At 28.2% G+C, this 13447-nt stretch carries 19 protein-coding genes and 1 pseudogene; 8 read left to right on the top strand and 12 right to left on the bottom strand.

Annotated elements, in window-relative coordinates:
* Window positions 1–66: 66 nt before the first annotated feature.
* Window positions 67–285, bottom strand: coding sequence for a M protein (locus JJ844_01770; protein ID MBO6974403.1), 219 nt, complete (start codon window positions 283–285; stop codon window positions 67–69).
* Between the two features lie 208 nt (window positions 286–493).
* On the opposite strand from JJ844_01770, the gene JJ844_01765 reads away from it, so the two are divergent.
* Window positions 494–811 (top strand): restriction endonuclease subunit S, encoded by a 318-nt coding sequence (locus JJ844_01765; protein MBO6974402.1) that lies wholly within the window; start codon window positions 494–496, stop codon window positions 809–811.
* Window positions 812–822: 11 nt separating this feature from the next.
* Here the strand turns inward: JJ844_01765 and JJ844_01760 are convergent, their stop codons facing one another.
* From JJ844_01760 to JJ844_01750, 3 genes are all read right to left on the bottom strand, one after another.
* Window positions 823–1158: a DUF805 domain-containing protein gene (locus tag JJ844_01760; protein ID MBO6974401.1), complete on the bottom strand. Its 336-nt coding sequence runs from the start codon at window positions 1156–1158 to the stop codon at window positions 823–825.
* Window positions 1159–1225: 67 nt separating this feature from the next.
* The gene (locus JJ844_01755; protein ID MBO6974400.1) at window positions 1226–1390 is read right to left on the bottom strand and encodes a hypothetical protein; all 165 of its coding nucleotides are present in this window, start codon (window positions 1388–1390) and stop codon (window positions 1226–1228) included.
* Between the two features lie 474 nt (window positions 1391–1864).
* Window positions 1865–2044 (bottom strand): hypothetical protein, encoded by a 180-nt coding sequence (locus JJ844_01750; protein ID MBO6974399.1) that lies wholly within the window; start codon window positions 2042–2044, stop codon window positions 1865–1867.
* A gap of 230 nt (window positions 2045–2274) precedes the next feature.
* Between JJ844_01750 and JJ844_01745 the strand changes: the two genes are divergently transcribed.
* Window positions 2275–2457, top strand: coding sequence for a hypothetical protein (locus JJ844_01745; GenBank protein MBO6974398.1), 183 nt, complete (start codon window positions 2275–2277; stop codon window positions 2455–2457).
* A 65-nt stretch (window positions 2458–2522) separates the two neighbouring features.
* On the opposite strand, the gene JJ844_01740 is transcribed toward JJ844_01745, so the two are convergent.
* From JJ844_01740 to JJ844_01725, 4 genes and pseudogenes are all read right to left on the bottom strand, one after another.
* Entirely contained in the window at window positions 2523–2693 is a 171-nt protein-coding gene (locus tag JJ844_01740) for a hypothetical protein (GenBank protein ID MBO6974397.1), read from the bottom strand.
* Between the two features lie 140 nt (window positions 2694–2833).
* Window positions 2834–3060: pseudogene (locus JJ844_01735) on the bottom strand (cupin domain-containing protein).
* Window positions 3061–3508: 448 nt separating this feature from the next.
* The gene (locus JJ844_01730; GenBank protein MBO6974396.1) at window positions 3509–4381 is read right to left on the bottom strand and encodes a DMT family transporter; all 873 of its coding nucleotides are present in this window, start codon (window positions 4379–4381) and stop codon (window positions 3509–3511) included.
* A gap of 145 nt (window positions 4382–4526) precedes the next feature.
* Window positions 4527–4763 (bottom strand): hypothetical protein, encoded by a 237-nt coding sequence (locus tag JJ844_01725; protein MBO6974395.1) that lies wholly within the window; start codon window positions 4761–4763, stop codon window positions 4527–4529.
* 178 nt (window positions 4764–4941) lie between these two features.
* Here JJ844_01725 and JJ844_01720 point away from each other — a divergent pair, with 178 nt between their 5' ends.
* The 5 genes from JJ844_01720 (at window position 4942) to JJ844_01700 (ending at window position 9193) form a co-directional block, all read left to right on the top strand.
* On the top strand, window positions 4942–6186 hold the full coding sequence (locus tag JJ844_01720) for an NAD(P)/FAD-dependent oxidoreductase (GenBank protein ID MBO6974394.1): 1245 nt from the start codon (window positions 4942–4944) through the stop codon (window positions 6184–6186).
* A 119-nt stretch (window positions 6187–6305) separates the two neighbouring features.
* Complete coding sequence (locus JJ844_01715) at window positions 6306–7055, top strand: GAF domain-containing protein (GenBank protein ID MBO6974393.1); 750 nt, start codon at window positions 6306–6308, stop codon at window positions 7053–7055.
* Between the two features lie 88 nt (window positions 7056–7143).
* The gene (locus tag JJ844_01710; protein ID MBO6974392.1) at window positions 7144–7629 is read left to right on the top strand and encodes a DUF2214 family protein; all 486 of its coding nucleotides are present in this window, start codon (window positions 7144–7146) and stop codon (window positions 7627–7629) included.
* Window positions 7626–8162, top strand: a complete 537-nt coding sequence (locus JJ844_01705) for a DUF1643 domain-containing protein (protein ID MBO6974391.1) — start codon at window positions 7626–7628, stop codon at window positions 8160–8162. The genes JJ844_01710 and JJ844_01705 overlap by 4 nt, the downstream gene beginning before the upstream one ends.
* Window positions 8163–8461: 299 nt before the next feature.
* Window positions 8462–9193, top strand: a complete 732-nt coding sequence (locus JJ844_01700) for a pirin family protein (GenBank protein ID MBO6974390.1) — start codon at window positions 8462–8464, stop codon at window positions 9191–9193.
* A 14-nt stretch (window positions 9194–9207) separates the two neighbouring features.
* Here the strand turns inward: JJ844_01700 and JJ844_01695 are convergent, their stop codons facing one another.
* Entirely contained in the window at window positions 9208–9522 is a 315-nt protein-coding gene (locus tag JJ844_01695; GenBank protein MBO6974389.1) for an MATH domain-containing protein, read from the bottom strand.
* Between the two features lie 86 nt (window positions 9523–9608).
* Window positions 9609–11039, bottom strand: a complete 1431-nt coding sequence (locus tag JJ844_01690; protein ID MBO6974388.1) for a UDP-N-acetylmuramoyl-L-alanine--D-glutamate ligase — start codon at window positions 11037–11039, stop codon at window positions 9609–9611.
* A gap of 100 nt (window positions 11040–11139) precedes the next feature.
* On the opposite strand from JJ844_01690, the gene JJ844_01685 reads away from it, so the two are divergent.
* Window positions 11140–11406: a hypothetical protein gene (locus JJ844_01685; GenBank protein MBO6974387.1), complete on the top strand. Its 267-nt coding sequence runs from the start codon at window positions 11140–11142 to the stop codon at window positions 11404–11406.
* Here the strand turns inward: JJ844_01685 and JJ844_01680 are convergent.
* Window positions 11401–12330, bottom strand: coding sequence for an SDR family NAD(P)-dependent oxidoreductase (locus JJ844_01680; GenBank protein ID MBO6974386.1), 930 nt, complete (start codon window positions 12328–12330; stop codon window positions 11401–11403). The two genes, JJ844_01685 and JJ844_01680, sit on opposite strands and share 6 nt — an antisense overlap.
* Window positions 12331–12438: 108 nt before the next feature.
* A complete protein-coding gene (locus JJ844_01675) occupies window positions 12439–13188 on the bottom strand; it encodes an NAD-dependent DNA ligase (GenBank protein ID MBO6974385.1) in 750 nt (249 codons plus the stop codon).
* Window positions 13189–13447 lie beyond the last annotated feature (259 nt).

Raw genomic sequence — 13447 nt, 5'->3', positions numbered from 1 at the left:
TCCTATTAAAAAAAATTAAGGTCTTGAATTCGAGATCATTAACTCATCTTTATTAAGAGTAGTTTTTTATAAATTTTTTAAATCTTGTTCTATTTTTTCTAATCTTTCATTTAATTCTTTTTGTTCCTTAATTAAGGCTTTTTTCTTTTCTGCAAGCTCTCTGTTCAAAGGAGAATTGAAATATTTTTGGTAAGAGACAAAAAAAACTGCTATTGCTACTGCAATGCCAAGAGCACCAATTATTAAAATTGGAGATGAAGGAAAGTCGTAAAATGGAATTGACAATTTACTTTAATAAAAATAAATTCTAGCTATCTCATAAACAAAAAATGAGTAATAAATACTTATTCTTCTAGAAGCTTTATGGTAATTATGTTAGTTATTTCGTAAAAAATAAAAAAGGTTAATCTTTAATTAAATTTTTTAAATAAGTATTTGTACAGCTGTCAAAGAATGAATAACTAATAATGATTAAACTAGTAAAAAATTTTTCATGAACAAAATCATAAATAAAAAACATAATAAAAGTGAACCATGGTTTAAATGGTTAACGAGAGAACTTAATTCTTATGAAGCTTTTAAGGATTTCGAATCCGGAAAGAATCCACGAGATGTAGCAGAGGATTTTATTTCTAGAAATAGTACTGCTATATCAAAAGTTTTCGAAGATTTTGATGAAGAAGATAAAGATATACTCGATCAGTTTCTTAAATTAACCGAATGCGAGATGCATGTGTTTAGAATCCTTGAAAAACAAATAGAATTTAGCAAGAAGGTAAGATTTGTAGATTTTAAAAAAAGGAAAAAATGAGGAGTTAATTTTTACATAAGTTTATTTTTCCCATTTCCAGTCTTTCCAAAGCCTAGCCAGATGAACCACAAGATCCATCCGAAGATAGGTATTAAATTAATAAAAATCCATTTCCAATCTTTTCCAAAATCTCTGATTCTTCTTATATCAATAGCTATTTGAGGAATAATACAAACTAATCCATAAGCATTGAAACCATACGTTTTTAAAAATATTGGGATAGTTAGGAAAGAAATTATAAGATTCGCTAGTTGAACTAACCACCAGTCCGATCGAGATGTGAATCCTTTGAAGTCTGTAGCTTTAATCCAAAACTCTTTATATGCAATGAAAAAGTCATTAAGCATAAATTAAAAATTTAAAAATTGAACATATTCTATTTAATCTTTAATTTATTAGAAAATTATTTATTTCCTAAACAGGATCAAATAAATTAATATCATTTGAATCTTGTTTTGGGATCTCATCTTTATTTGGTAATGAACAGAATCCGTCTTTGCAAATCATCTTTTCTTTTTCAATACTTATAGTCTCTGAGAATATATTTTTGTTATCGTTATTTGAAGATTCTTTAAGCATTTATATAAAAAAAATTAAATCCAATATTTAATTAATAACTCAATTGATTTTAATAAGCAATAAATTTAATATTAATTATTTACTTTTTTTGATTTGGCAAGTCTCTCCAAAATAGAGCCATTATATAAATGAATAAAGATATAGAACAAATATAAAGTAAAGAATTTAGATGCATTTTTAGTTATTAAAGCAATTAGTAGGAAAGCCCCGTCAGAAAAAAGGAAAAACTATGAATTTGTAGTTGTCTTACTTAGTAATCCTTCAAATTCTAGTATTTATTTAAGTTTTTTACGATTTATCCTTATTTATATCTATTAAAGCTTTTCTCCCTTCTTTAAGGGTTCTCAATGCAAGCCAAGACAGGGAGGAAAAGATAAGAATGGTAAGTGTAATTAGTGAAACATGAATTGTATCAATATTGTTAATCAATCTACTGAAATTTTACAGAAATTGGAGTTTAAAATTTAAAAAATTTCAAACGTCAGATCTAGAGTAAGCAGGTATAAGCATTCCACCATCTTGATCATCGTTATCATCATCGAATCCACCACCTAGAAGTAATTCAATGATTACAAGAACAGAAATTGGATAAATACACCATAATATTGCTGTAAGTGGGCTTACTGCAGAAGAGGCTGAGTAGAAATCTGTCATGGATTGATATTAATCTAAAGAAACAACAATTGTGGATCCTCCGGGAAGTGTTATTCAATATTTCTATAAATATTTTTTAAACTTTTCTCTGTCCCAAGAATAAATCTTTAGTATTTATTGATATTTTTATTCTTCAATATGAATGTAAATAATAATTTTGTTGAACCTTATGAGAAACTAATAATGACATAATGAATCGCGTTATTGTTATTTTTTATACTTAACAATAATTGTGCAATTTTGATTCAAAAACTATTATTTATCTTGATTTTATAAATTCTATGTTTTCTTTCACTTTTGATCCTTTGGCTGCGATATTTGGTATATCAGGAATTGTAGGCTTCTTTTTCTTTGTTTCTGCTGCTAAGGGAACTTCCAGTATCAATACAAAACCAAAAAGGGAATTAGATTAGAACTGATTCTGTGAAAAAACTAAATTGAGATTTAAATCTAGTATTCTTTAAAGGCTTGTTAATTATTACTTATTCCATTTTTTAGAAATAAACTCAAGAAAATCTTTTAGGTCCTCTTCAGGACAATTTGTTTGTTTTTGCAAATCAATGCAAATTTGCTTAATATTTTCAAAAGCTTTTTTTACTATTTCGTTTTTTTCAATAACCTCAAAATATTCTTGATCAGTAAAAGGCATAATATTAGTCCCCCTTTTGAAAATTATTTATTAAACATATGTTATCTGCATTGACTTAGCAGTAAAGAAAGAAAAAATCTTATTTCTTAAATCTAGCTGCCCAATCGATAATGTTTTTTAATACTTTTTGTTATTTCCCATTAGCAGTCAAGTCCAGCAGGAAACTCAACAAGATCTCCAGCTTTAATAAAATAAATGTCACCGTTTTTCGTACTAATTTTCGCTTGGCCTTCAAGAATTAAGCAAGTTTCTTTATCATCGTAATTCCATTGAAATTTCTTGGCTCACATTCCCAAATAGGCCAACTTTTTATTTCATAATGAATTATTATGCCTGCACTACAAGGGGAAGTGATTATAACTTTCACGAAATAATTAGGATATTTTTTTTATTTTACAAATAAAGGAAATTTATATTTGCAAGAATGTGTTTTTTTTTACTGTCTTTTATTTTTTTTGGTTTATCATAAAAAAAATTAAAATTTATGGACGAGCTTTCTGTATTGTCAATTTCATTATCTATAGCTTCTCTTGGGATATTTTTTATTTTTTTCGCTTCAAACGATGATGATGATCAAGATGGCGGTAAGTTGATTAAATCATTCCAAAGAATTAATTAATCTCAAGTAAATAAAATATTTAATAGAGATTTATAACCTATAAATCCTACATAAATACAGCTTAAAAAAATAAAATAAACCTCCATTGTTCCAAGTCTTTTTTTCTTTAAAATTTTCATTTTTCTGAGTTTTTACATAATAATTTTATTTAATCTGATTTCTATTAACATGAGTATTTATTACATTAACTCTTAGATTAAATAATTATTAATGTTAAGCCAAAAAATAAAAAACAAGTAAAAAATATTATTTTTTTGGTAATTTCTCTTTCCTCATTCTTAGCGAAAAGTAAAGAAATTACTGGAGATGTGCTTAATAATGCCCAACCTATTCCTATGGGAAGAGTTTTAAATACAATTTGTTGTAGCAATATTCCTATATTGGTTCCAAGAAGTATTGAAAGCAAAAATTTTTTTTGTTCTTTTTTTTCTATGTTTTTTAAGAAAAAATTGATCTTAAACCCTTTTAAAGTTATTAAAAAAATTATTGCACCTATTAATCTTATCTCAGTTGTAATGAAAGGTGATAAATTGCTTTGTAGGAAAACAATCCTTGAAAAAAGACCTCCAAGAACAGCACATAAAACTGATAAAAAAGGAAAAGCAAAAATCTTAAAATTATTTTTTTCTAATAAAGGTGAGTTTTCATCTTTAAAATCATTCCCTTTTTTGAGAATTATGAATAGCGAAATCGATACTATGATTAACCCAACCCATGATTTAATTGTTAAATCTTCATTAATAAAAATTTCCCCTGAAAAAGCAGCCATTAACGGAGAAAGAGTTTCTACAGATAAAGTTTTTCTTGTACCGATTGTTTGTAATGACTTTAGGTAGAAAGTATCACCTAAACCAATACCTATTATTCCACTAACTAATAGGATAAATATGTTTTTTAATTCAGTTGTAGAACTAATACTAATAAAGGCAGGTGTAAAAACTAAAAAAGCTATTATATTTTTTATTAAATTAATATCTATTGTTTTATATTTCTGAGTTTGCGAGCGCCAAATAAAGCAAGCATAAGTCCAAGATGCAGCAGCTCCAAAAGCAGATAGGATTCCAATCAAAACGAGTAATTTTTAGAAATTTTATCTTATAAATTGAGTAAATGCTAAAGAGAATACATAAACAAGAATCAAAATCCCTGGTAAGTACTGAATTAGTGATTTGAAATTATTTTTTTGCATATTTACTTAAGATAAATTGTTAATTCTAAACAGTTTTTTTATTACTAGGATATAAACTTTCTAACTTCTTTCTTCTTTGCACTTTCGCATTAATTCTTTCTTCTTTTTCTTTTTTCTTGATCTCATCATTTATCTTATTTTGTCTATATCCAACCCAAAGTAAAACCCAAATAACAGAAGTTATTAAAAGAAGAGCAGTATATTGACCAGTCATTGGAAAACTGGCCTCAGAATATTTAACGTAAGAAAAAATCAGACTCATTTAATTAAGTTAAAGCATAAAAATAACGACTGCGTTGATTTTTTTAGAAATTTTAAAATAAGTGAATTGCAGCTATTTATTATGAAGTTTTTTATTTATTTTTTTGATAGTTTTTGGAATAATTTTTCTTTGTAACTCCCTGCTATTATCAGAAAGAAGCATATTGAATGATAAGTTTTTGGAACCTTTTGATTTAGCAGTTATAGGAGGCGGTGCAGCAGGTTTTATGACAGCAATAACTGCTGCTGAAAATGGAGTAAAAAGAATAATAATTCTTGAAGGAACTTCAAAACTTATGGAGAAAATAAGGATTAGTGGAGGGGGAAGGTGTAACGTCACTAATGCTACATGGATACCGAATGAACTAGTTGAGAATTACCCAAGAGGTGGGATTCAGCTCTTGGAATCATTTAATCGTTTTGCTGCTGGAGATGTTTATGATTGGTTTGAAAAAAAAGGGTTAAAATTAAAAATTGAGGGAGATTTAAGAGTATTCCCAGTGTCTAATTCTTCTTCAGATGTTATTGATTGTTTGAGAAAAAGTGCTTTATCAAAAAACGTGGAGATATTAACAAAATTTTTTGTAAAAGAAATTTCAAAAACTCCAGATAATATATTTAATATTTTTAGTCTAAAAAAAGCAAAGGTAACTGCAAAAAATATTATTCTTTCAACTGGAGGTAATCCAAGCGGATATAAATTAGCTCAAAATCTTGGTCACACCATTGTTAAACCTGTACCATCGCTTTTTACTTTTTCTACAAAAGAACCAAATTTGGATGAATGTAGTGGGGTATCGATAAAGGGCATAGATATAGAAATTAAATTAAACAATAAGAATTTTCAAAATAGAGGCGATTTACTAATAACGCATTGGGGGTTTAGTGGGCCAGCAGTATTAAAACTTTCATCAATTGCAGCGAGGGAACTTTATAGCCAAAAATATAAATTTAATCTAATCATTAAATGGTCTTCTTTCAGTTATGAGGAGTTAAAAGAAAAAGTTAATTATTTAAGATTAAATAAAGGCAAGGTGAATCTTATTAATAGTAGACCTGTTCCACTATTAACAAAAAGATTATGGATTTTTTTATTAAAGAAAATAGGAATTGATAAAGATAAAAAGTGGGCTGATTTACTTGCTGATGAAAGAGAGAAAATGATAAATACTCTAATGAGGGATAAATATATAATTTCAGGCAAAGGTCCATTTGGAGAGGAATTTGTTACTTCCGGAGGCATAAAAATTAATGAGGTTAATTTTAAAAGTATGGAGAGCTTAATTTGTCCAGGATTATTTTTTTCTGGAGAGGTTTTGGATGTTGACGGTATCACTGGTGGATTTAATTTTCAACATTGTTGGACAAGTGGATGGATCGCTGGGATGGCAGTCTCAAAGCTAAATCAATCAATAATAAATTAATAAGTAATAAATCAGTAAGTAACAATTCAATAAGTTTATCTTTTTTTTATTAAGTATTAGAAGGAAAAAGTTTTTTGGAGAAACTTTAATTTTAAAGTTTTAATTATTGGTGAAGATTAATGCAGAATCTTGTATCAAAAAAAGAAGAAGAGGAAAGAAGATTAAAAGCTTTAGCAGAATATAGGATTTTGGGAACCAAGCCAGAATCATGTTATGACGATATTACAAAAATTGCTGCTACAACCTGTAATGTGCCTATTTCTTTAATGACTTTGGTAGACAAAGATAAACAATGGTTTAAATCCAAAATAGGGCTTCAAATATCAGAAACTAGAAGAGATTGGTCTTTTTGTACACATGCAATAAAAGAAAATAGTCCACTAATTATTCATGATGCTTTCCAAGATGAAAGATTTATAAATAATCCATTGGTAACTGGAGACCCAAAGATTCGTTTTTATGCAGGCTTTCCCCTTAGAAATAGTGATGGTAATAAGCTTGGAACTCTGTGTGTAATAGACAGAAAGCCAGGAAATCTAACTACACAACAATTTAATATTATGGAATTATTATCCAAGCAAATAGTTTCATTTTTAGAGCTTAGAAAAAAGTCTTTAAATTTGCTAGATGCTTTATCTAATTTGCATAAACAGGAAGGGATTTTATCTGTATGTTCATATTGCAGAGAAGTGAAGAATAAGGAGGGCGATTGGATGCATTTAGAAAAATATCTTTCGAAAATTAGTGATATTAGATTCAGTCATGGGGTTTGTGATAATTGTATGGAAAAACATTTCCCAGATGTAATCGAAGTGTGGAATAAAAACGATTTTTTTGAAGATGGTCAAAAAAGGTTTTTAGAGTCCTAGAATCATTAACCTGCTTTTTATTGTTTAATCTATTTTCTAAACAAATTCTTTGTTTGGTAGTTAGTATTGTATAAATTTTGACTTGAAAATGTTATTAGGAACTTTATTAACAGGTGAAATTGCTAAAAGTGCATTAGTAGCATATGTTCATTATTTAGGAATTATATTGTGTTTCGGTTCTCTTTTATTTGAAAGATTGACTCTCAAAGTAGGTCTTAATAGAAATGAGACGATTTCAATGATAATTGCAGATGTGGTCTATGGTTTGGCAGGAGTTGCAATATTAGTTACTGGTATTTTGCGTGTTAAGTATTTTGGTCAAGGAGGTGATTTTTATACAGGTAATCCTGTTTTCTGGATAAAAGTTTCCCTTTACATTCTGGTGGGTCTACTTTCTTTATATCCAACAACAACCTATATCTTATGGGCCATTCCTTTAAGTAAAAATAAATTACCTGAAATATCTGAAAATCTAGTTAAGAGGTTCAGACTAATCATTACTACTGAATTAGTGGGCTTTGCAACAATACCTTTGTTTGCCACTCTCATGGCTCGAGGTGTAGGTTTAGTTTGAATAATTTATTTCTAGAAAGAAATTGTTTAATAAGTGCTAACAAACTATATAGATGGAGTTTAAGTTATAAGATTTCTAAATCTAAAAAAGAGATTATCTTTATTGGTTTAAATCCCTCATTATCGGATGAAGTTTTCTTGGACAACACAACAAAAAAGATAATCAAAATTTCGAAAAACAATAATTACGGCAAAGTAAAATTAATAAATCTATTTGCTCTTATTTCAAGCAAACCAGAAAAACTTTTTAAACATAAAAACCCTGTAGGTTATCTAAACAATAGTCATATTTATAAAAACTTAAAACACTGGTCTGAAAGTAAAAATTGTGATTTATGGTTAGGTTGGGGTAACAAAGGTAAATTTCTAAATAGAAATAAAAGAATATCGAAACAAATAATGCAATATAACTCAATCAGGAAAAATAATTTTGATAATCCTCTTGGACCGCTTTTAATTAAGAAAACAATCAAAGATAATCCAATACACCCTCTATATTGTTCTGATGATTCCATCCTCCAATCTTATTTTTAGGTAGTAAGGCTCAAATGCAAACTAGTATTTTTAGCTATTACATTAAATATGTGTTAATTTCTATTTGTTAAGTTAACCTAACATGAAAATTTCAAAGCAATTAAATAAACTAAAAAACTTGAATGTTGAAGCAGAAAAATGTTCTACAAGAGAAGAAGCAAAAAAAATAATTAATAAAGCAAATAAAGCACAAAGTAAAATCAATAAATAAATAAAAAGTAATTTCACTTATTCATAATTTATAATTTTTAAAAAATATTTAATTTACACAAATACACCATATTTATTTCTTAGTATTTATGTCTTTTAAAATAATTAAAATTAGAAAATCTCACGAAAGATTTAGATCAACTAGAGAATGGCTAAATTCGATGCATTCATTTTCTTTCGCAGAGCATAGAGATCAAAAATGGGATAATTTTGGAAAAATTAGAGTTATAAATGAAGATATTATTTCTCCTAATGCAGGATTTAATACACATTCTCATGTAAATATGGAAATAATTACTGTCGTAACAAAAGGAGCAATAACTCATAGAGACTCGTTAAATAATCTTGGAAAAATTTACAAAGATGAAGTACAAGTTATGTCTGCAGGTACTGGAATCTCTCATAGCGAGAAGAACGAAGAAAATGAGACCTGTAAGTTGTTCCAGATTTGGGTATACCCTCAAAAAGAAAATATCAAACCCCGATATGATCAAATTTCATTAAATGAAAAGTTGTGGGATAATCTTATTTTTAATTACAAAGACGGTAAAAATAACAAGCTTTTTCTAAATCAAAGTATCTCTTTATGGCGTTGTAAATATAAACAAATTAAAGAAAAAAAATTGCCACTAAAAATCGATAAATATAATTGGATACAAATAATAGAAGGTAATCTTTTATTAAAAAGTAAAGACTCTAATTCAAATATATTTCTCGAATCTGGAGATGGCTTGGGATTTGAAATTGATTATTTTGATGATGTCTCTATAGATACTGAAAAAGACTTAGATTTTCTCTTATTTTCGATGCCTTCCTTATAATTAGTCTTTTACTTTTACCCATCAACTCCTTTATTAAATGCATTTAAGGCTTGCAAAGCCATATTAAGGTGAACTTCCATAGCACCAAGTGCAATTAAAGAATTTGGTGATTTATCTTTTAGTAAATTCTCTTTTCTTTTTGATAACTCATTAACTACCTTCTTAGTTGAAGCTTCCCAATTGTTTATTAACTCTTCAAATTCTCTTTTTTCGGGGCTTTCTATTTCTGCTAATTCATCAGAAAAATGAGCATCCTTTTGTGCCTTAAGCATCAAGTAACTTAATTTTTTATGACTTATTGCTTGAGGTAAATTGTTAGATTCACTCATTGCTAGTAGTTAATTTATAGTCAAAATCTAACTAATTAAGTGAATATTTGCTAGGGGGTAAACGGTTGTGATGACCGACCTGAAAATTACGAAATGATACTTGAACAAAAAATGGATTTATTAACCTTTAATTTTTCACTTATTAGTTTCTTGAAATAATCTCCACGCTCTTCATAATTTTTAAATTGATCAAAACTAGAGCATGAAGGTGAGAATAATAATGTTCCAACCCTATTATTTTGTAAATAATGAAAAACAAAATTTAAAAGCTCTTCTAGTTCTGAAAATTCAAAAATATTTTTTTTAAATCCTTCATTAATAAGCGCCATTTTTAGGACTTTTGAGCTCTCTCCAAAAAGGAAAACACATCTAACTTTTTTCTTTAAAACTTTTATCCACTCACTATATTCATTGCCTTTTAATCTACCCCCAGCAATGATTATTATTTGACCTTCAATTGAACTTATTCCCGCAATAGATGAGTCAAAATTTGTAGCTTTACTATCGTTAATGATTTCCAGATCATTATTTTTATAAATTGTTTCCATCCTATGGGGTAATTGTTTGTAATTAGATAAAGAATCTTTAATCTTCTTGCCTGATAAACCAACTTTTCTTGCTGCTGCAATTACCAATAAAAGATTTTGAAGATTATGCATTCCTTTTAAAGAAAAATGTTTAAGTTTGAATAATTTCATCCCTCTCTCAACAATGTATGCTTGATCATCTATCCAATAATCGCAATGAATAAAATTTGATTTATCGAAACTAGTTGTTATCCAAACCCCTCTTGATAGAGAATTGTAGTGATTTCTTAGGTTTTTATCGTCATAATTATAAATTCTAAAATCAGATTTTTCTAACAAGCTTTTTTTTATGTTGAAATAGTTTTCAAGTGTTTTATGTCTCTCAAGATGATCTTCTGTGAAGGTTGTCCAGATTCCAATATTAGGTTTTACTTCAGGAGATATTTCTATTTGATAACTGCTTAATTCAGCTACAACCCAATCAATTTTTTCGTTTTTTTTGGAGTAGGCATATTTACATAAAGGTGTACCAATATTTCCAGCAAAAGGAGCATATATTCCAGTATTGCAGAGGATATGGCTTAGTAAATGAGTAACAGTAGTCTTGCCATTAGTGCCAGTAATACCTATCCAATTAGTGTCTTTTAAAATTTCCCATGCAACATTAATTTCTCCAATTACTCTAATTCCTTTTTTTTTTAATTCAATAATAGTTGCATGGTCATAAGGTATTGATGGACTTACAACAACAGATTCAATCTCTTTCACAAAAGGTTGAATTTCTTCAAATACAAATTCTTTATTTAGAGAAACTATTATATTAAGCTCTTCTAAGGCTGTTTTTCTTTCTAAGAATTCTATCCCATCTTTACTTTCCCAAACAATTACTCTCTTATTGATGCTTCTCAAATACTTGGCAGCCCAAAATCCAGATTTACCTAATCCAATTACAAGATTAATATTTCTTTTACTTGAAAGATTATCTATCATTAAATTTATAATTGCATTTATATTAATTGTGTTTAAGGGGTAATTCAATCATGAGATCTTTTTTCAGTATTTATAGTATTCGTCCAAGAAAAGTTAATTAATGGAAGATAATACTGCAAAAGATTGGTTCTCTTGGTTTTATGAAAAGTGGGAGAAAAATGCTCCAGGTGAATTAATTGAAAAAGGTTTAACTCCGTCTCAGATTGCTGAGCGCTTTGTTAATGAAAACCATGATAGTTTTATTAAATTGTCAAAAAAAATTGATGAAAAAAATTATGATGCCTTAACAGAATTTATGAAACTCTCAGAGAGTGAATTACATATCTTGAAGTATTTTCTAAAGTTAGTAAAAATGAAAAATTTATAAGAAGTTATTAAGTATTTCAAGGCTTTTTTCCCATAAATTTTTTCTTTCTTTTTTATTTATGGCGAAAGGAGAAGTAGGGGATAGTTTTGGATGACCTCTAAAATTAAATCTAGGACCATAATGATCACCGCCTCTTGCGTCTGGTGAAGTAGCTGCAAAAAGTTGAGGTAAAGCACCCATCTCAGCAGTTTGAAAAATAGGGCTAAATAATTCCAAGGAAAACGTTTCTAATGGGCCAGGGTTAGGTTTTTGAGCAGTAAAGAGATTTGTTTTTGCAATTCCTGGGTGAGCAGCTAAAGAAAGTATATTTTTATGCTTTAAGTTCTCATTTAGTTCCAGAGCAAACATTACATTTGCCAATTTGCTATTGGAGTAAGATTCCCATTTATTGTAATAGTTCTCGGCTTTCAGATTTTTCCAACCAACTTTACCAAAAAATTGTGCTCCGGAGGTAACCGTCACTATTCTAGATTTTTCTTTTTTTTCAATAATTGGAAGTAGCTTTAGAGTCAAAAGCATGTGAGCTAGATGATTAACTGCAAATTGTATTTCATATCCCTGGGCACTAAGAGTTTTAGGCGGATGCATAATGCCTGCATTATTGATTAATAAATCCAAATTTTCAAAATTATCAAAAATTTTGGACTGAACTTCAACAACATTTTTTAAATCTGACAAATCTAATTCTAAAGGAGTAAATAATCCTTCAGGATTAAGACCTTTGAGTTTTTTGATAGTTTGATTAGCTTTTTCAAGCGATCTAGAAGCTATAACAACATGAGCATTTTTTTCTGCTAAGGCCTTTGCAGTGTAGTATCCAAGACCACTATTCGCACCAGTGATTAGCGCTGTTTTGCCTGCAAGGTTTGGAATATTAGATGTTTCCCAGTTAGAGATTTTAGGTCTTGAAATAGTGGCAGTCATTTATGAATCCTGCATATTGATTTGGAATTTAACCAAAATTTAATTACTTTTCTACTGTAAATACTGGAAGTCAGTATCGTGAGCTCTTTTTAAAGGTACTATTTAATATTATTTTTGAATTGCATATTGCCATTCGTTATTTTGAGATAAACTTTTCTCTCTAAGTGACTGTAATTTCCTACTATTTATTTTTATAACTATCCCATTAGTTGGATATTTCGCAAATATTTTTCTCTCTAACCAATTTTTTATATATATTTGGATTTCGCTTGTATGATTTGTGAAGTAACTTTCAGGGGTGCTGAAGCCACATTTTTTAAGATAGTTAAGGGTTTCGTATTGATTAAGTCTTCCATTAAGTATTTGGAAACAGCAAAAGCGGAGACTTTCTCCAATCCGCTTCTTATCATTGAGGTATTTTCTTGTAATTCTTTGGGAAATTCCGGCAACTTGGTTTGTAGCGTATAGTTCACCTCTAATTTGAAAATCTCGTTTGATAGGAATACAATCGGGGACATTTTTAATTTGTTTAATTTTGCTTGAGACATCTAATCCTTTTTTTGTAATAGCTTTATTAAAATTGCCATCTATATATCTAATTGCAATAGCACAGCCATCAATTTTTGGTTGAATGCTTAATCTTGTTTTTGTTAATAAACTTTTCAAAAATTCTTTATAGTTTTCTTTAGCTAATTTTGGCAAAAGTTTATTATTTTTTTGATTAAAGTAGTCATATTCTGGATCAACAGGAATAAAGAGCTTTTCAAGTTGCTTAAACGCATTATCGGAGATTATGCCTTCACCTATTCTGTATTGTTCATCAAGATACTTAACATCTCTCACTAATAAATTATTCATAATAATTTTGATAAATATTTAAAAACCTTTTAGAAAAAATCATTTAAGTAAAGATTTTAAAATTTAAATTAGATTTAAAAAGTAATTCAGCACTAAATATCCTCCTACGTAGAGAGCGATTAAAGAGTATAAAATGTACGGATTAGGAGTTTAAATTAAATACTTCAATCAAACATATTTACTTAAAAGTGAAATAGAAAATTTTAAGGATTAATTTGCAGGGAATTTTGAAATTTCTATCAATACAAAAAAAAATTTT

The sequence above is a fragment of the Prochlorococcus marinus CUG1435 genome (genome assembly GCA_017644375.1).
GTDB lineage: Bacteria > Cyanobacteriota > Cyanobacteriia > PCC-6307 > Cyanobiaceae > Prochlorococcus_A > Prochlorococcus_A marinus_AH.
The sequence above is the reverse complement of the archived record's forward strand: the minus strand, read 5'-3'. Positions and strand labels throughout refer to the sequence as shown.